This window comes from Enhydrobacter aerosaccus (assembly GCF_900167455.1).
Lineage (GTDB): Bacteria > Pseudomonadota > Alphaproteobacteria > Reyranellales > Reyranellaceae > Reyranella > Reyranella aerosaccus.
In genome coordinates this window covers 1-16750 of sequence record NZ_FUWJ01000018.1, presented here as the reverse complement: position 1 = coordinate 16750, position 16750 = coordinate 1, and the positions used below count along the sequence as shown (strand labels likewise).

Below are 16750 nucleotides of genomic sequence, written 5' to 3'. Positions count from 1 at the left end.
TGTAGGAGCCGATGAGCGTTCGGGACACGTTGCCGAGGTGGACGGCCGTCATCGCCTTCACTGTCCCGCCTTCAGTTCCGCGATCGTCTTCGCCATCACCGCCTCTTGGTCCCACGGGAACAGGATCCAGGTATCCTGGCTCACCTCGGTGATGAAGCTGTCGACGCTGGGGCGGCCCGCCGGCTTGGCATAGACAGTCGCGAAATGCGCTTCCGGCAGGCGAGCCCGCACCGCGCGGGCCGTGACGCCTGTATCGACCAGATCGTCGACGATCAGCCAGCCCTTGCCCTTGTCCTGTTCTGCGATCGTGCCCTTCAGCAGCTCGACCTTGGCGCCGCGCTCCATGCGGTCGTAGGTCGAGGAGCAGATCGTATCGATCAGCCGAAGATTCAGTTCGCGCGCAACGATCGCCGCGGGCACCAGGCCGCCACGCGTGATCGCAACCAGGCCCTTGAAGGGCCCGAGATCGGCGAGCCGCCAAGCGAGAGCGCGCGCGTCGCGATGGAGTTCCGTCCACGACACGGGAAACATCTTGTTGTAGCCGCTGCTGCTCGCCATGTGCCTTTCCGTCAGCCGGACGATCGAGATTTACACGACAGTCTATTGGGATATGTTGCCCGCCAATGGAAGGCGGGGGAAGTGTGGAGGGGGCATGCATTTTTCGATTCCAGTCATCACGTCGGCTCTGTTCTGGGCATCTCTCTGGAAGATCATCGTCGCCAACGTGATCCTCTCCGGCGACAACGCGGTGGTCATCGCCCTGGCGAGCCACAATCTCGAAGAGAAGTACCGGCGTCCCGCCATCCTGCTCGGCAGTCTGGGCGCGATCGTGATGCTGATCGCCTTCTGTGCGCTCGTTAACTACCTGCTCACCGTTCCCTACCTGAAGCTGGTCGGCGGCCTGCTGCTGCTGTGGATCGGCATCAAGTTGCTGGCGGAGGAGGAAGAGGAGGGCAGCAAGATCAAGGCGCACGGCACGCTGCTCGCCGCGGTCGGCACCATCAGCCTGGCCAATACCGTCATGAGCCTCGACAACGCGATCGCCATGGCGGCGGCGGCACATGGTGACATGACCATGATCGCCATCGGTCTCGTGGTCAGCGTTCCGGTGATCATGCTGGGGGCCTCGATCATCTCCACCATCCTGGATCGCTTTCCGTGGGTTGCCGTGATCGGCGCCGGGCTGATCGGCTGGATCGCCGGCGACGTGATGGCCAGTGATGGCCGGGTCGATCAGGTCGATGCAGGCGGCAAGTTGATGGAGGTCGTCACGCCGGGCTCGAGCGCCGCCTGGCTGGATGCCCTCATTCCCCATGCAGAGGAGGTCTGCGGCGCGTTCGGCGCTGGGCTGGTCCTCGTGATCGGGCTCTGGGTGGCCCGCCGAAAGGCAGCCAGCAGCGCCTCGTCCTAGACCGTTCAGTCTTGCATCTGCAGTGCGCTTTCGCCATATCGGCCGAAAGGAGTTTGGGATGCAGGCGGACGATATCGGGTTCGGTCTCTTTGAATTGGCGGCGATGTTCGATTGGGTGCTGGCGGACGGTTTCATTGCCCAGCTCTCGTCAGCCGCCTTCTGGGCCGCCGTCGGCAAGATCATGGTGGCGAATATCGTCCTGTCCGGCGACAACGCCGTCGTCATCGCACTCGCCTGCCATAACCTGCCGGACAAGTATCGGCGCCGCGCCATCTTCCTGGGCAGCCTCGGCGCCATCGTGCTGCGGATCGCGTTCTGCGCCGTGATCGGGCTCCTGCTGGGCGTCCCCTACCTCAAGCTGGTCGGCGGCCTGCTGCTGCTGTGGATCGGCATCAAGCTCGTGTCGGAAGAAGAGGGCGAGGGGGACATCAAGGCCCATGCCAGCCTGTGGGCCGCCATCTCGACCATCATCATCGCCGATGCCGTGATGAGCCTCGACAACGCCATCGCCATCGCCGCCGCGGCCAAGGGCAATTTCACCCTGATCGTGACCGGCCTGCTGATTTCCATTCCCATCATCATGATGGGCGCGACGCTGATCTCGAAGGCGCTCGACCGGCTGCCCTGGCTGGCCCTGGTGGGCGCGGGATTGATCGGCTGGATCGCCGGCGAAGTGATCGCCGGCGACGGCCGAACCGATCAGGTGGATGCCGCCGGCAAGCTGGTCGAGGTGGTGAAGCCGGGCTCGCTCGCGGCCTGGCTCGATGCCACCATTCCCCATGCGGAGATGGTCTGTGCCGCCCTCGGCACCGGCCTGGTCATCGTGATCGGCATCGTCTTGGCGCGCCGCAACGGCAAGCAAGCTGAAAAGGCCTAAGCCGCAGCTCCGACAAGTCGACCGCCGCGGCGCGGGCGCATGACAGGGGGATGGATGGAAGCGTTGGGACTTCATCTGGGCGCCGACGCCCTGCCAGCCCTCCTGCAGGTCGTGCTCATCGACCTCGTGATGTCGGGCGACAACGCCATCATCATCGGCATGGCGGTGGCGGGTCTGCCCAAGCAGAATCGCACGCGCATCATCTTCCTGGGGGTGGCGGGCGCCACCATCCTGCGCATCGTCTTCGCCGCCCTGACGACGGAACTCCTGCAGATCATCGGCCTGACGCTGGCCGGTGGACTGCTGCTGTTGTGGGTGGCCTGGCGCATGTACCGCGAGTTGCGGGCCAAGGGCCGGCCGGAGGCATCCGGCGCCGAGGCGAAGGCGCAGAAGCCCAAGACGGCGGGTCAGGCGATGCTGCAGATCATCGCCGCCGATCTGTCGATGTCCCTCGACAACGTGCTCGCGGTCGCCGGCGCGGCCCGCGACCACAAGGCGGTCCTGTGGATTGGGTTGGCGTTGTCGATCGTGTTGATGGCGGTGGCCTCCAACGTCATCGCCCGCATCCTCGATCGCTATCACTGGATCGCCTGGATCGGCTTCCTGATCATCGTCTATGTCGCGGGCGACATGATCTGGGCCGGCACGCACGAGGTTGTTGCGGCGACGGGGAAAGCGTAAACAGACGCCCAACGGAGGTTGCTTGGTCGAGGAGTTGTGGCGACATCAGGCGCTCGCGCCCTATGCTACCTTGCCGTGGGCGAGCCGGGGCCGCCTGCATGCGGAGCCGGAGGCGCCAACCCGTAGTCCGTTCCAGCGCGATCGCGACCGCATCATCCATTCGACCGCCTTCCGGCGGCTGAAGCACAAGACCCAGGTCTTCGTCTATCACGAGGGCGATCACTACCGAACGCGCCTCACCCATTCGCTCGAGGTGGCGCAGATCGCCCGTACCATCTGTCGGACCCTGCGCTTCGACGAGGATCTGGGGGAGGCGGTGGCGCTCGCCCACGATCTCGGCCACACACCCTTCGGCCATGCTGGCGAGGAAGCGCTGCATGCGGCCATGAAGCCGTTCGGCGGCTTCGACCACAACGCCCAGACGCTGCGCATCCTGACCAAGCTCGAGGAGCGCTACGCCGAGTTCAATGGTCTCAACCTCACCTGGGAGACGCTCGAGGGCGCGGTCAAGCACAACGGTCCGCTGCTCAAGGGCGGCCGTACGCTCGAGGATCTTCCGGCGGCGATCGTCGAATATTGCCGCGATCACGATCTCGAGCTCGAGGGCCATGCCGGTCCGGAAGCCCAGGTTGCGGCTCTGTCGGACGACATCGCCTACAACAATCACGACATCGATGACGGCCTGCGCGCCGGCCTGTTCGAGATCGCCGATCTCCGGGACCTGCCGCTGGTCGGGGAGATGTTCACCTTCGTCGAGAAAAAGTATCCGGGCCTGACGCAAAGCCGCCTGATCCACGAGGCGGTGCGGCGGGTGATCAACGCCATGGTCGAGGACGTGCTGGCCGAGACGCGACGCCGGCTGACCGAGGTGCAACCCAGGTCGGTGGCCGAGATCCGTGCGTTGGGCCGACCGATCGTTTCGTTCTCCGAAGGCATGATCGCCAACGACAGGGTCATCAAGGCGTTCCTCTACAAGCGCATGTACGAGCATTGGCATCTCAACCGCTCGCACTCCAAGGCGCGCCGTGTCGTGATGGACCTGTTCGGTCTCCTGTTCGCCGAACCCAATTGCCTGCCGCCGCCGTGGCGCGAACGGGCCGAGGCCGCCGAGCGGCCGGCCCGCGCCCGCCTGGTCGCCGACTACATCGCCGGCATGACCGACCGCTACGCCCTCGACGAGCACAAACGGCTGTTCGATCTCTATCAGTGAGGTGTTCGCTGCCCGATCAGGCGAACCCCCGTTGCTGCAGTCTCCTATGAAGTTTCTATCGTCACCCCGAGCGCAGCCGCCCGAAGGCCGGCGTAGCCGAGGGGCTTGTCTCGGCTATGCGCGGTTTAGCGATGACGTCACGAAAAAGGTCCCTCGGCTTCGCTCGGGACGACGGGGGAATTTGGCATGTGCGATTGACCTCCCCGCTGGGAGGAGAGGTGGGGAGGTGAGCGTCTGGTCGGCGGATAGGTCCGGCTGGCATTGGAGACCGGAATCGGCTGCCGTGTCCTGGCTGCGGTAGACTGCGCAAATGTGTGACCGTGTGCCGCCCAAAGGCGTAAATCCATTTTTCAGCCATTTATTAAATGGCAAACCGGCCGCGACCGCGGGAGGGCGGATCCGGGGCCGGGATGACAAATCGTCTCGATTAGGCAATACCCGCGCCCCATGAATCCCTATCGTCATTTCATCGGCGAGATCGAGACCCAGCTCCGGGCCATGCAGGCTGCGGGCGAATTGCCCGAGGCGCTCGATTTCTCCGCCATCACGGCCGAGCCGCCGCGCGATGCGGCCCACGGCGATATCGCCACCAATGCCGCCATGGTGCTCGCCAAGGCCGCGCGCAAGAAGCCGCGCGACATCGCCGAGGCGCTGGTGGCCCGGCTCAAAGCGAATCCCGATGTCGTCGAGGCAGCTGTCGCCGGGCCCGGTTTCATCAATCTCAAGATACGCGATGCCTTCTGGCGCGAGCGACTCCGCGACTGCCTCCAGGCCGGCCTCGCCTATGGCGATTCGCGGGTCGGTGCCGGGCACAAGGTGAATGTCGAATACGTGTCGGCCAATCCGACCGGGCCGCTGCATGTCGCGCATGCCCGCGGTGCCGTGGTCGGCGATGCGCTGGCCAACCTGCTGCTCAAGGCCGGCTACGATGTCACCAAGGAATATTACATCAACGATGCCGGCGCGCAGGTCGATGTCCTCGGACGTTCGACCTACCTTCGCTACAAGGAGGCGCTGGGCGAGTCGATCGGCGACATTCCCGAAGGGCTGTATCCTGGCGAGTATCTGAAGGAGGTCGGCGCGGCGATCGCGCGGCGCGATGGCGCGCGCTGGATCGACAGGCCGGAGTCCGACTGGCTGCCGCAGATGCGGGCCTTCGCCATCGAGACGCTGATGGCCGAGATCAAGGCCGATCTCGCCACGCTCGGCGTCGATATCGACGTCTATTCGTCGGAGCGCGCGCTGGTGCAGAGTGGCGCCGTCGACCGTGCGTTCGACGAACTGACCCGGCAGGGATTGATCTATCAAGGTCGGCTCGAGCCGCCCAAGGGCAAGAAGCCGGACGATTGGGAGGATCGCGAGCAGACCCTGTTCCGCGCCACCCAGTTCGGGGACGAGGTCGACCGTCCGCTCAAGAAGTCGGATGGCGGCTGGACCTATTTCGCCAACGACATCGCCTACCACCATGACAAATTCCGGCGGGGCTTCGCCGACATGATCGACATCTGGGGTGCCGATCACGGCGGCTACGTGAAGCGCATGAAGGCGGCGGTGAGCGCGATCACCGCCGGTAAGGGCGAGCTCGACGTGAAGCTGTGCCAGCTCGTGCGCGTGATGCGCAACGGCGAGCTCGTTCGCATGTCCAAGCGCGCCGGCACCTTCGTGACGCTGCGCGACCTGCTCGACGAGGTCGGACCGGACGTCGTGCGGTTCACGATGCTGACCCGCAAGAACGACGCGCCGTTCGATTTCGACCTGGTCAAGGCCACAGAACAGTCACGCGATAACCCGGTCTGGTACGTCCAGTATGGCCATGCTCGCAGCCGCTCGGTGATGCGGCAGGCGAGTGCCGCCGGCATCGCGATCGACGGGCTGGACGGTGTTTCGCTTGATCGCCTCTCCGATACCGGAGAACTCGGACTCATCCGCCTGATCGCCCAGTGGCCACGCCAGGTCGAGGCGGCGGCGGCGGCGCACGAGCCGCACCGCATCGCCTTCTACCTCTATGATCTTGCCGCCGCGTTCCATGCCCATTGGAACCGGGGCCGGGACGAACCGGCCCTGCGCTTCGTGGTCGAGGGCGACCCCGAAGTGAGCCGCGCTCGCCTCGCATTGGTACAGGCGGTCGGATTTGTGATAGGATCAGGTCTAAAGGTCTTCGGCGTCACACCCGTCGAAGAAATGAGATAACAGAGATGCACATCCGCCGGCCCCCCTCCGGCGACGGACCACGAATTTACCGACCGAACGAGTCGGTCGCGGTACGGCTCGAACCCGCTCCGCGCCCCGTCGCCAACGAACCCGAGTCGATCCCGCCGCCGCCGCGCGATTCCCTTCTCGCGCGCGTCAACCGGCGGCGTGGCCAGATCCTGACCCTGATGGTGTCGGTTGCCGCGATCGCCAGCTTCGGCTCGGTGGTGTGGTGGGCGCACAATCAGGATGTGCGGGCTGGTGGCAAGGGTCTCGAACCGCTGGTCATCCAGCCGCCGGCCGATCCGGCCCGCGTGAAGCCCGAGAATGCCGGCGGTTACATTCCGCCGAACCAGGACAAGGAAGTCTACAACCGCGTCGCTCCGGGCGCGGTGCCGGTCCAGCCCGAGAAGCTGCTGCCGGGCCCCACGGTTCCGAAGCTGCCGGCCAACGGCCTGCCGGTTCCTTATTCGCCCAAGCCGCCGGAAGGCGACAAGACCGCCTCGGCCACGCCCGGCGGCTCCGCCGCGCCGGCGAACGCCGCCTCCACCGCGTCGGCCGCCGGCCAGAGTGGTCCGACTCCCGCCCCGACCCCGGCCCCTCCGGCACCCGCCAACCAGCCGACCGTCACCCAGGCGCCGACCACCACGCCGACGGAGACCGGTCCCAGCATCGCCAGCCTGATCGAGAACATGTCCGGGCCGAGCGGGGGCTGGCGCATCCAGGTGGCCTCGGTGAAGAACGAGGACGTGGCCAAGTCGACCTGGGCCCGCCTGCAGGCGGCGCACGGCGATGTCCTGGCCAGTCTGCGCATGCAGCCGACTCGCGTCGATCTCGGCGACAAGGGCGTCTGGTACCGTGTGCAGGCCGGTCCGCTCGACGAGAAGCAGGCCCAAAGCGTGTGCAGCACGCTGCGCAGCCGCAAGGCCGACTGCGTCATCATCCCGCCGGCGCGATGATCGTTTCGACTGCGGGCCGTCCGGTCCGCCTTTCAGGGTGAGATGACTCCGCGGGCCGTAATTCTGGGCTGTTCCGGGCCAGATCTGACGCCGGACGAACGGGCCTTCTTCCGCGATGCCGACCCGCTGGGCTTCATCCTATTTGCGCGCAATATCGACACGCCCGAGCGGGCGCAGCGTCTGGTCGAGGATCTGCGCAGCAGCGTCGGACGTGCCGACGCGCCGGTCCTGATCGATCAGGAAGGTGGGCGGGTGGCCCGGCTCAAGCCACCGCATTGGCGCAAGGCGCCGCCGGCGCGGGTGTTGGGCGAACTCTACGAACGCAATCCCGAGCGCGGCCTCGAAGCGACCCGGCTCAATTCGCGGCTTCTGGCTGCCGATGTCGCCTCGATCGGTTGCGACGTCGACTGCCTGCCCGTGCTCGATATCGCCTTCCCCGAAACCCACAGCGTGATCGGCGATCGCGCCTATGCCGCATTGCCGGACCCGGTGGCGGCGCTTGGTCGCGCCGCGGCGGAGGGGCTGCTGGCCGAGGGGGTGATGCCGGTCATCAAGCACATCCCCGGCCATGGCCGGGCCACCGTCGATTCGCATCATGCCCTGCCGACGGTGACGGCCCCGCGACACGAGCTCGAGCGCATAGACTTCCTGCCCTTCAAGCTCCTGTCCGACCTGCCCTGGGCCATGACGGCGCACGTTCTCTATACGGCGGTCGATCCCGATGCCGCGCTGACGGTATCGGCACGAGGCGTGCGTGAAATCGTTCGGGAGCATATCGGCTTCGAGGGATTGCTGCTGTCGGACGACCTGTCGATGCAGGCGCTGGGCGGCTCGCTGGCCGAGCGGGCGGCGCGGGCGTTGGCCGCCGGCTGCGATATCGCCCTGCACTGCAATGGCCGCCGGGACGAGATGGAGCAGGTGGTCTCGCGAACCGGTGCCCTGACGCCGGAGACCCGCCGCCGCTTCGAGGCCGGACGCAGCTATCTTCGCCGCCATCGGGCGCCTCTGGGGGCGTCGGGGCTGGCGGAGGCGCGAAAGAAGCTGTCGTCGCTTCTTCCGGAATGGGGATAAGGCTTCCTGGAATCCAGTGGCGGCCGCTGCGCCGGCTGGATTAAACCGAAGCTGCATGACCGAACCTGCCACCCCACCTGCCGCTGACGGCTTTGCCGCCGCGGGGCCTGACGTCATCGCGCCGGGCGAGGGCGAGCTGATCGTCAACCTCGAAGGCTTCGAGGGCCCGCTCGATCTGCTGCTGGCGCTGGCCCGCGACCAGAAGGTCGATCTGCGCCGCATCTCCATGGTCGCGCTGGTCGACCAGTATCTGGCCCACGTCGCCCAGGCGCGGCGCATGCGGCTGGAGCTGGCGGCCGATTACCTGGTCATGGCGGCCTGGCTGGCCTATCTGAAATCACGCCTGCTGTTGCCCGAGCCGCCGGCGGACGAGCAGCCAACCGGCCAGGAAATGGCCGATGCCCTGCAGTGGCAGCTGCGCCGACTGGAGGCGATCCAGGAGGCGGGCGTGCGGCTGATGGCGCGGCCGCAGCTCGGCAGGGATGTGTTCCCGCGCGGCCTGCCCGAGGGCGTCGTCGTGGTCCGGCGGACGGTATGGGACGTCAAGCTCTACGACTTGCTGTCGGCCTACGGCAACCAGGTCAAACCCAAGGACGCCGAGACCTATCAGATCAAGCCGATGGAGTTCTTCTCCGTCGAGGAGGCCGCGGAGCGTCTCGGCCGCATGCTGGGCATCGCCATCGACTGGCAGACGCTTGAGGCGTTCCTGCCGGCGGGATTGACCGATCCGAGCCGCCGTCGCTCCGCCATCGCCTCCACCTTCGTGGCCGGCCTGCAGCTTGCCAAGGACGGCCAGATCGAGCTTCGCCAGACCGAGCGGTTCGGTCCCATTCTTTTGCGCAAACGTAGTGAGTCGCGGTGACGTAATGTCAGAAACGGAAAACCGGAACGTCCCCGAGACCGCCGGCAAGGTCGAGCCCGGCCAGGCCGACGAAGCCACGCCCGTCCAGGAGGCCGAAGTGACGGCTGCCAAGGCGGATACGGCGGAGCCTGGCCTGGAGCCGGATGCCGAGGCCGAAATCGTCGCGGCCGAAGGCGAAAAGGAGGCCGAGGAGGCCGAGGACGCCGAAGACTCCGAAGACTCCGAAGACGATGAGGATGTCGAGGAGGACGAGGCCGAAGAGTACGAAGACGACGAAGAAGAAGACGAAGACGACGACGAGGAAGAAGAAGACGCTTCCGAGGACGGCGAAGATGTCGTCGCCGAGTCGGAAACGGTCGAGGTAGTGGCCACCGAGGCCGAAGAAGGCGTCACCGAGGGCGAAGAGACCGAGGAGGTCGTTGCCGAGGTGGCTGTCGTTGCCGTCGAGGGCGAGACGGTCGAAGTGGCAACCGTCGCGCTGGTGGCGGCCGAAGCGGCGCCGACGGTGACGGATGTCGTCCCGGTGGATCATGCACAGAGCCTGCGTCTCCTGGAGGCGCTGATCTTTGCTGGCAACCAGGCCCTTGGTGAAAAGGATCTCGCCGAGCGTCTTCCCGACGGGGCCGATGTGCCGCAGCTGCTGGCGGAACTGTCCGAACTCTACGCGTCGCGGGGCGTGAACCTGGTGAAGGTGGCGGGCGGCTATGCCTTCCGCACGGCCCCGGATCTGGCCGACAAGCTCAAGATCGAGAAGCCGGTGACGCGCAAACTGTCGCGGGCCTCGATCGAGACGCTTGCCATTATCGCCTATCACCAACCCGTCACCCGCGCCGAGATCGAGCAGGTGCGCGGCGTCGGCCTCAGCAAGGGCACGCTCGACCTGCTGTTCGAGCAGAACTGGATCAAGCCGATGGGCCGCCGCCGCGCTCCCGGCAAGCCCGTGACCTGGGGCACGACCGACTTTTTCCTCGAGCATTTCGGCCTGCCGAGCCTGGACGACCTGCCGGGCCACGAGGAAATGAAGGCTGCCGGCCTCTTGGACCCGCGCGCCCAACCCCCCATATTCCGTCCGGAAGAGCCCGACCTGCCGCTGGAGCCGACGGAAGACGAGACCGTCGAGCCCCTGGCGACGGAAGAACAAGGGCAGTGAAGGGCTCGGCGCGAGGGTATCGGGGTCAAAATACCGCCTTATTAGACTTGTTGCCGGGCCTTCCGTGCGGGTGCGATAATCGCCCCGAGCGATCGCAAACATTTCTGGGAGCATTTTCACATGGGTAGCTTCAGCATCTGGCACTGGATCATCGTGCTGGCCGTTGTGCTGCTGCTGTTCGGCGGTCGTGGCAAGGTCTCACAGCTCATGGGCGACTTCGGCAAGGGCCTCCAGGCCTTCAAGAAGGGCGTCGGCGGGCAGGACGAGACGCCGGCCTCGAACGGACAGCCGGGCGACAACGCCAAGCCGATCTCGGCCCAGGCCACGACGGCACAGCCGAGCCAGGTCCATCAGGACACTGCCGCCAAGGTCTGACAACGCGCGTCCGGTTGCGGCGGTAAGTCATGTTCGGCATCGACAGTCCTGAACTGCTGGTCATCGCGGTCGTGGCGCTCGTCGTGATCGGCCCGAAGGAGCTGCCTGGCCTTCTGCGGACTTGGGGCAAGTGGATGGCCCAGATGCGCGGCATGGCGTCCGAATTCCGGGGCCATGTCGACGAGATGGTTCGTCAATCCGAGCTCGACGAGGTCAAGAAACAGCTCGAGGCCGCGACCGGCGGCGTCGATCTGAAATCGCTGGACCCGACCAAGCAGATCCGCAGCGCCATCCAGGAAGGCATGGCCGAGGGCGAGAAGACGATGGCCGAGGCCAAGAGCGCCCTGGCCAATCCTTTAGCCGACAATCCACTGGCCGAACCGGAATCCGCTCCCCAGGTTGCGGCCGAGCCGGCGCCGCAGCTCACGGCTGACACGACGCCCGTTGTGGCGCCGCCAGCAGAACCCGCACCGATCCCCGAAGCGCCGATCCCCGAAGCCCCGGTTGCGCATGCCCCGGCTCCGGAGACCCCGACCCCCGAGGTCAAGCCGGTCGAGGCCAAGCCTGCCACCAAGGCGGCGGCCGAATAGGCCAATTAGCGCTTTGAATTGCGGCGCAAAGGACGGCATAACCGCCACTCACTTTTGAGCCGCTTCCCTTGACCCAGGCGCACGACGGACCCGAAGACGACAAGGCAATGCCGCTGCTCGATCACCTGATCGAGCTGCGCAAACGGCTGATCTACGCGCTGATCAGCTTCTTCGCCGTCTTCTTCGTCACTTTCTATTTCGCCAAGCCGATCTTCTCGTTCCTGATCCAGCCGGCGATCCACGATGGCTACAAGGTCATCGTCCTCGACATCTTCGAGTTCTTCTTCGTCACGGTGAAGCTGTCGGCGTTCGTCTCGCTGATCGTCGGCTTCCCCTTGATCGCTTTCCAGATCTGGGCGTTCGTGGCGCCGGGCCTGTACCGCCACGAGAAGCGCGCGTTCCTGCCGTTCCTGATCGCCACGCCGTTCATGTTCTATGCCGGCTGCGCCATCATGTACTATGTCGTGCTGCCGTACGTGATCAACTTCATGCTGACACGCTACGCGCCGCCCGACATCGAGAAGACGCTGCGCTCGTCGGATTATCTCGAACGCATCCTGCAGCTCGTCTTCGCCTTCGGTTTCGCCTTCGAGATGCCGGTGCTGCTCACCCTGCTGGTGCGCGTGGGCATCGTCACCGCCGACGGGCTCAGGTCGAAGCGGCGCTACGCCATCGTGATCTGTTTCATAGCGTCCGCCGTGCTGGCGCCGCCCGATGTGGTCAGCCAGTTCGCGCTCGCCATCCCGCTGCTCGCCTTCTACGAGATCAGCATCCTGATCGGCAGCTGGATCGAGAAGAAGCGTGCGGCGGAAGACAAGAAGGCCGAAGAAACAGAGTCCGGCAGCTGATCCATGCACGACATACGCTTCATCCGCGACAATCCCGCCGCCTTCGATGCCGGCCTGAAGAAGAGAAACCTGGCGCCGCTCTCCGCCGAGCTGCTGGAGATCGATCGCCGTCGCCGTACCGCCATCTCCGAGAGCGAGTCGGCCCAGGCCAAGCGCAAGGCGCTGAGCCGCCAGATCGGCATCGCCAAGGGCAAGGGCGAGCCGACCGAGGCGCTGATGGCCGAGGTGGCCGCTCTCGAAGAGTCGCTCAAGAAGGGCGAGGCCGAGGCGGCCGAGCTCGACGCCGAGCTGACGCGTCGGCTCGAAGTGCTGCCGAACCTGCCGTTCGACGACGTCCCGGACGGCGTCGACGAAACCGGCAATGTCGAACTGCGCCGCATCGGCAATCCGCGCAACTTCGCCTTCGATCCCAAGGATCATGTCGCCATCGGCGAAGCCACCGGCGAGATGGATTTCGCCGCGGCCGGCCGGATTTCGGGGGCGCGCTTCGTCGTTCTCAAGAAGCATCTGGCGCGCCTGGAGCGGGCAATCGCCCAGTTCATGCTCGACCTGCATACGAGCGAGGAAGGCGGCTACACTGAGGTCAATCCGCCGCTCCTGGTGCGGGACAATGCGGTCTACGGCGTCGGTCAGTTGCCGAAGTTCGCCGAGGACATGTTCCATACCGACAACGGCTTCTGGCTGATCCCGACGGCGGAAGTGCCGCTCACCAACCTGGTGAACGACCAGCTGCTGGACGAAAGCCAGCTGCCGCTACGCTTCACGGCCTGGACGCCGTGCTTCCGGTCCGAGGCGGGCTCCGCCGGCAAGGACACGCGCGGCATGATCCGCCAGCACCAGTTCCCCAAGGTCGAGATGGTGTCGATCACGACGCCGGAGCAATCGGCGGCCGAGCACGAGCGCATGACGGGCCGCGCCGAGGAGGTGCTGAAGCGCCTTGGCCTGCCGTTCCGCACCATCGTGCTGTGCGGCGGCGACATGGGCTTCGGCTCGCGCAAGACCTTCGATATCGAGGTCTGGCTGCCGGGCCAGAACACCTATCGCGAGATTTCGAGCTGCTCGAACATGGGTGACTTCCAGGCCCGCCGCATGAATGCGCGCTTCCGGCCGAAGGAAGGCAAGGGAACGCGCTTCGTCCATACGCTGAACGGCTCGGGCCTCGCGGTCGGCCGCACCCTGGTCGCGATCCTCGAGAACTACCAGAACGAGGACGGCTCGGTGACGGTGCCGGAGGCGCTGCGGCCTTACATGGGCGGGCTCGCCGTCATACCCGGACCGGGCAAGTGAAGCCCCTGAACCTCGCCAAGGCGCGGATCCTCGTCACCAACGACGATGGCATCAACGCCCCGGGTCTCGACGCCCTGATCGATATCGCCAGCCAGCTCTCGACCGATGTCTGGATCGTGGCGCCGGAGTTCAACCAGAGCGGCGCCGGCCATTCGCTGTCGCTCACCCATCCGGTGCGGGCGCGGCAGGTCACCGAGAAGCGGTTCGCGCTCGAGGGCACGCCGACCGACTGCGTGCTGTTCGCGGTCAAGCATCTGTTGAAGGATCGCAAGCCCGACATCGTCCTGTCGGGCGTCAACCGCGGCAGCAACATGGCCGACGACGTGACCTATTCCGGCACCATCGCCGGCGCCATGGAAGGCTGCCTGCTCGGCATTCCCTCGATCGCCTTCAGCCAGGCCTATACCCATCCGCATCCGCTGAAGTGGGAGACCGCGACCCAGTACGGCGCCGACATCGCGCGTCGCGTGCTGTCGATGGAGCTGCCGCGCAACGTGCTGGTGAACGTGAACTTCCCCGACGTCGTGGCGAACGGCGTGAAGGGCGTGAAGATCACGCGCCAGGGCGTGCGCGCCTTCGGCGGCCACATCGTCGAGCGCACCGATCCGCGCGGCGGCACCTACTACTGGATCGCCTATGCGCCCGGCGAGCACGAGCACGACGAGGAAAGCGACATCACGGCGGTGCGCAGCGGCTGGATCTCGGTGACGCCGCTGCATCTCGACCTCACGCACGAGGCGACGCGCCGCAAGCTCGCCCATCATTTCGAGATGGCCTGAGCGGAGGCGGCTGCGATGAACGTTGCCGCCATGCAACGCCTGATCGCCGAGCTGCGCCAGTCGGGCATCTCGGACGAGAACGTGCTGGCGGCGATCGGGGCCGTGGATCGCGAGCGCTTCGTCGCCGCGCCCTTCGCCGAACGGGCCTGGGAGAACACCGCCCTGCCGATTTCCTTCGGCCAGACCATCAGCCAGCCGCTGGTGGTGGCGGCCATGACCGAGGCGTTGCGGGTGGGGCCGCGCATGAAGGTGCTGGAGATCGGCACCGGCTCCGGCTACCAGGCCGCCGTGCTGGCCAAGCTGGCGCGCCGCGTCTATTCGATCGAGCGCTTCAAGCCCTTGTCCAAGGAAGCCGAGCGCCTGCTCATCAATCTCGGCATCTACAACGTGGTGTGCGACGTCGGCGACGGCAGTAAGGGCTGGCCGGGGCAGGCGCCGTTCGATCGCATCATCGTCACCGCCGCCGCCGAGGAGCGGCCGCAGGCGCTGATCGACCAGCTCGGCGTCGGCGGCATCCTGATCGTGCCGGTGGGACGCGATCCCACGACGCAGGTGGTGGAGCGCATCGTCAAGAGCGAGAGCGGCCTGCAGCGCGACACGTTGATGCCGGTGCGCTTCGTGCCGCTGGTCAGCGGCCCGTTGCCGGTGCTGGGGCAGGGCTGAGGGCGCGGTTTTCCGGCCCAAGAAATCCGCGTCGGCCCGATTCCCGCCGGAATCACAATGCAGTACAATGGAATCATGAAAAGAGCCCTTCGCTTCCCCTCGCGATGGGCCGGGCGGCTGCACACGCTGGGTACAATGGCGGTGCTGGCCACTGCGCTCGGCGCCTGTTCCAACTTCTATGGTGCCCGCGAAGGCACCATCGAATATCCCGGCTCGGGCGCGGCCCCGAATGCGGCGGCAAGCTACGTGGTCAAGAACAAGGACACGGTCGACGGCATCGCGCGGCGCTATGGCGTCAGCCCGCAGGCCATCATCGAGCGCAACAAGCTCAAGTCTCCCTACACGCTGCAGGCCGGACAGACGATCGAGATTCCGGGCGCGAAGGTGGTGCTGGCGACGGCCGAGACGCAGGCCGTGGCGCCCAATCAGCCGTCGGGCGTGAAGCGCGAGACCCTCGCCCCGCCGCCCGGCCAGACCGAGGCCTCCCGCTCCGAGGCATCCCGCTCGGAGGCACCGAGATCGGCGGCGCCGACGCCTGAACCCGGTCAGCCGACGCCGCTCAGTCCGCCCGCGAAGGAGAAGGCGGCCGCCGCGCCGCGCTTCGAATGGCCGGTCCACGGCAAGGTCGTGGTGCCCTACGGCAATCGCGACGGCCAGAAGAGCGACGGCATCGACATCCAGGCCGACAAGGATGCTCCGGTCCACGCCGCCGACTCCGGCACTGTGGTCTATGCCGGCAACGAAGTGCGCGGCATGGGCAATCTGCTGCTGGTGAGCCATCCCGGCGGCTACATCACCGCGTATGGCTACAACGACAGCCTGCTGGTGAAGAAGGGCGAGACGGTGAAGAAGGGCCAGGTCATCGCCAAGGTCGGCGCGACCGGCAATGCGCCCGATCCACGCCTGCACTTCGAGGTCCGTCGCGGCAACAAGACGATCGACCCCGCGACGGTGCTGCCAGGACAGTAAGGATCATCCGGGAGCGCGGGCCTCGGGCCCGCTCTTCTCATGATGCGGGCGGGGGATCGCGGTCCAGGGTGACGCGATCACACGATCTTGCCGTCGATCTTGTACACGCCCTTGCGGTCCTCGATCTCGAGCACCCAGACATCGGGATCGTACTGCACCTGGCGGGCGATATAGGCGTCGGCCACGGCCTCGGTGACGGGCTCGGGCCCGGTGCCGCGGCTCCAGGCGGGCCCGTCATCCATCATGCTGGCCTGGGTGTAGACGGTCACACCGTGTTCGAAGCGATTGATCTTGAGCAGCACCGTGCCGGCATCGGGATCGCCTCGCCGCACGACGGCGGCGGGAATGAACGCGCGATCGCATAGCCGCACCTGCGCGCTCACCCATAGTCCGGTCGTAAGGCCCATCACCATGGCCGCATGTTACCGACCCGTGTGCTTCCGTGCCTTCAAATTCCTCTCCCCGTTGGGGGAGAGCGACTGTCTTTTGTGTCAAGCGCTTTGCCATGGACGTCGCTCCCTGAGGACAGCGTTTAAGATGGTGAGGAGCTTTCGCATGCAGGCGGTCAAGGCCAGCTTGGCGGGTTTTCCGGCGGCGCGCAGGCGTCGGTAGAAGTCGACGATGACGGGATTGCGCCGAGTGGCGACCAGTGTGGCCATATACAGGGCGGTCCGCACGTTTGCGCGGCCGCCGAGGATGGTGCGGCGCCCGCGTAGAGTGCCGCTGTCGCGATTGAACGGGGCCAAGCCGACCAAAGCGGCGATGGCCTTGCGTCCCAAGGTGCCGAGCTCGGGCAGGTCGGCGATCAGCGATCGTGCGGTGGTATTG

At 66.2% G+C, this 16750-nt stretch carries 19 protein-coding genes; 16 read left to right on the top strand and 3 right to left on the bottom strand.

The features are described from left to right. Window positions 1-57: 57 nt before the first annotated feature. Entirely contained in the window at window positions 58-558 is a 501-nt protein-coding gene (gene gpt / locus B5D62_RS31170; RefSeq protein WP_085938001.1) for a xanthine phosphoribosyltransferase, read from the bottom strand. Between the two features lie 94 nt (window positions 559-652). Here gpt and B5D62_RS31165 point away from each other — a divergent pair, with 94 nt between their 5' ends. The 16 genes from B5D62_RS31165 (at window position 653) to B5D62_RS31090 (ending at window position 15922) form a co-directional block, all read left to right on the top strand. Further along, window positions 653-1411 carry a YjbE family putative metal transport protein gene (locus B5D62_RS31165; protein ID WP_170921243.1) on the top strand — a complete coding sequence of 253 codons (759 nt, stop codon included), beginning with the start codon at window positions 653-655 and terminating at the stop codon, window positions 1409-1411. Window positions 1412-1469: 58 nt separating this feature from the next. After that, complete coding sequence (locus B5D62_RS31160) at window positions 1470-2288, top strand: TerC family protein (RefSeq protein WP_218191398.1); 819 nt, start codon at window positions 1470-1472, stop codon at window positions 2286-2288. A gap of 39 nt (window positions 2289-2327) precedes the next feature. Continuing rightward, window positions 2328-2969 (top strand): YjbE family putative metal transport protein, encoded by a 642-nt coding sequence (locus B5D62_RS31155; protein ID WP_085937999.1) that lies wholly within the window; start codon window positions 2328-2330, stop codon window positions 2967-2969. 22 nt (window positions 2970-2991) lie between these two features. Then, on the top strand, window positions 2992-4179 hold the full coding sequence (locus tag B5D62_RS31150; protein ID WP_085937998.1) for a deoxyguanosinetriphosphate triphosphohydrolase: 1188 nt from the start codon (window positions 2992-2994) through the stop codon (window positions 4177-4179). Between the two features lie 447 nt (window positions 4180-4626). Continuing rightward, the gene (argS, locus tag B5D62_RS31145) at window positions 4627-6369 is read left to right on the top strand and encodes an arginine--tRNA ligase (RefSeq protein ID WP_085937997.1); all 1743 of its coding nucleotides are present in this window, start codon (window positions 4627-4629) and stop codon (window positions 6367-6369) included. 5 nt (window positions 6370-6374) lie between these two features. Then, window positions 6375-7328, top strand: coding sequence for an SPOR domain-containing protein (locus B5D62_RS31140; protein WP_085937996.1), 954 nt, complete (start codon window positions 6375-6377; stop codon window positions 7326-7328). Between the two features lie 42 nt (window positions 7329-7370). Next, window positions 7371-8399: a beta-N-acetylhexosaminidase gene (gene nagZ / locus B5D62_RS31135; protein WP_085937995.1), complete on the top strand. Its 1029-nt coding sequence runs from the start codon at window positions 7371-7373 to the stop codon at window positions 8397-8399. A gap of 55 nt (window positions 8400-8454) precedes the next feature. Beyond that, on the top strand, window positions 8455-9261 hold the full coding sequence (locus B5D62_RS31130; protein WP_085937994.1) for a segregation and condensation protein A: 807 nt from the start codon (window positions 8455-8457) through the stop codon (window positions 9259-9261). Window positions 9262-9265: 4 nt separating this feature from the next. Next, window positions 9266-10411, top strand: coding sequence for an SMC-Scp complex subunit ScpB (scpB, locus tag B5D62_RS33870; RefSeq protein ID WP_218191397.1), 1146 nt, complete (start codon window positions 9266-9268; stop codon window positions 10409-10411). A gap of 120 nt (window positions 10412-10531) precedes the next feature. Continuing rightward, window positions 10532-10786 carry a twin-arginine translocase TatA/TatE family subunit gene (locus tag B5D62_RS31120; RefSeq protein WP_085937993.1) on the top strand — a complete coding sequence of 85 codons (255 nt, stop codon included), beginning with the start codon at window positions 10532-10534 and terminating at the stop codon, window positions 10784-10786. Between the two features lie 29 nt (window positions 10787-10815). Next, the gene (gene tatB / locus B5D62_RS31115) at window positions 10816-11376 is read left to right on the top strand and encodes a Sec-independent protein translocase protein TatB (protein WP_085937992.1); all 561 of its coding nucleotides are present in this window, start codon (window positions 10816-10818) and stop codon (window positions 11374-11376) included. A 68-nt stretch (window positions 11377-11444) separates the two neighbouring features. Next, window positions 11445-12224, top strand: a complete 780-nt coding sequence (tatC, locus tag B5D62_RS31110) for a twin-arginine translocase subunit TatC (RefSeq protein WP_231715007.1) — start codon at window positions 11445-11447, stop codon at window positions 12222-12224. Window positions 12225-12227: 3 nt separating this feature from the next. Beyond that, a complete protein-coding gene (serS, locus tag B5D62_RS31105) occupies window positions 12228-13511 on the top strand; it encodes a serine--tRNA ligase (RefSeq protein WP_085937990.1) in 1284 nt (427 codons plus the stop codon). Between the two features lie 5 nt (window positions 13512-13516). Next, window positions 13517-14290, top strand: a complete 774-nt coding sequence (gene surE, locus B5D62_RS31100; RefSeq protein ID WP_231715009.1) for a 5'/3'-nucleotidase SurE — start codon at window positions 13517-13519, stop codon at window positions 14288-14290. A gap of 15 nt (window positions 14291-14305) precedes the next feature. After that, window positions 14306-14953, top strand: coding sequence for a protein-L-isoaspartate(D-aspartate) O-methyltransferase (locus tag B5D62_RS31095; RefSeq protein ID WP_085937988.1), 648 nt, complete (start codon window positions 14306-14308; stop codon window positions 14951-14953). 75 nt (window positions 14954-15028) lie between these two features. Further along, complete coding sequence (locus B5D62_RS31090) at window positions 15029-15922, top strand: M23 family metallopeptidase (RefSeq protein ID WP_170921242.1); 894 nt, start codon at window positions 15029-15031, stop codon at window positions 15920-15922. A 77-nt stretch (window positions 15923-15999) separates the two neighbouring features. Here B5D62_RS31090 and B5D62_RS31085 read toward each other — a convergent pair whose 3' ends face one another. Both B5D62_RS31085 and B5D62_RS31080 read right to left on the bottom strand, forming a co-directional pair. Further along, window positions 16000-16335 (bottom strand): DUF1491 family protein, encoded by a 336-nt coding sequence (locus B5D62_RS31085; protein WP_085937986.1) that lies wholly within the window; start codon window positions 16333-16335, stop codon window positions 16000-16002. 78 nt (window positions 16336-16413) lie between these two features. Continuing rightward, the coding region (locus B5D62_RS31080; protein WP_139374174.1) for a transposase at window positions 16414-16750 on the bottom strand (337 nt) is incomplete at its 5' end.

Excerpts from the sequence above, each read along its gene's own strand:
- gpt (WP_085938001.1), bottom strand. The coding sequence starts at position 558 with ATGGCGAGCAGCAGCGGCTACAACAAGATGTTTCCCGTGTCGTGGACG.
- B5D62_RS31165 (WP_170921243.1), top strand. The coding sequence starts at position 653 with ATGCATTTTTCGATTCCAGTCATCACGTCGGCTCTGTTCTGGGCATCT.
- B5D62_RS31160 (WP_218191398.1), top strand. The coding sequence starts at position 1,470 with ATGCAGGCGGACGATATCGGGTTCGGTCTCTTTGAATTGGCGGCGATG.
- B5D62_RS31155 (WP_085937999.1), top strand. The coding sequence starts at position 2,328 with ATGACAGGGGGATGGATGGAAGCGTTGGGACTTCATCTGGGCGCCGAC.
- argS (WP_085937997.1), top strand. The coding sequence starts at position 4,627 with ATGAATCCCTATCGTCATTTCATCGGCGAGATCGAGACCCAGCTCCGG.
- B5D62_RS31140 (WP_085937996.1), top strand. The coding sequence starts at position 6,375 with ATGCACATCCGCCGGCCCCCCTCCGGCGACGGACCACGAATTTACCGA.
- nagZ (WP_085937995.1), top strand. The coding sequence starts at position 7,371 with ATGACTCCGCGGGCCGTAATTCTGGGCTGTTCCGGGCCAGATCTGACG.
- B5D62_RS31130 (WP_085937994.1), top strand. The coding sequence starts at position 8,455 with ATGACCGAACCTGCCACCCCACCTGCCGCTGACGGCTTTGCCGCCGCG.
- scpB (WP_218191397.1), top strand. The coding sequence starts at position 9,266 with ATGTCAGAAACGGAAAACCGGAACGTCCCCGAGACCGCCGGCAAGGTC.
- B5D62_RS31120 (WP_085937993.1), top strand. The coding sequence starts at position 10,532 with ATGGGTAGCTTCAGCATCTGGCACTGGATCATCGTGCTGGCCGTTGTG.
- tatB (WP_085937992.1), top strand. The coding sequence starts at position 10,816 with ATGTTCGGCATCGACAGTCCTGAACTGCTGGTCATCGCGGTCGTGGCG.
- serS (WP_085937990.1), top strand. The coding sequence starts at position 12,228 with ATGCACGACATACGCTTCATCCGCGACAATCCCGCCGCCTTCGATGCC.
- B5D62_RS31095 (WP_085937988.1), top strand. The coding sequence starts at position 14,306 with ATGAACGTTGCCGCCATGCAACGCCTGATCGCCGAGCTGCGCCAGTCG.
- B5D62_RS31090 (WP_170921242.1), top strand. The coding sequence starts at position 15,029 with ATGAAAAGAGCCCTTCGCTTCCCCTCGCGATGGGCCGGGCGGCTGCAC.
- B5D62_RS31085 (WP_085937986.1), bottom strand. The coding sequence starts at position 16,335 with ATGGTGATGGGCCTTACGACCGGACTATGGGTGAGCGCGCAGGTGCGG.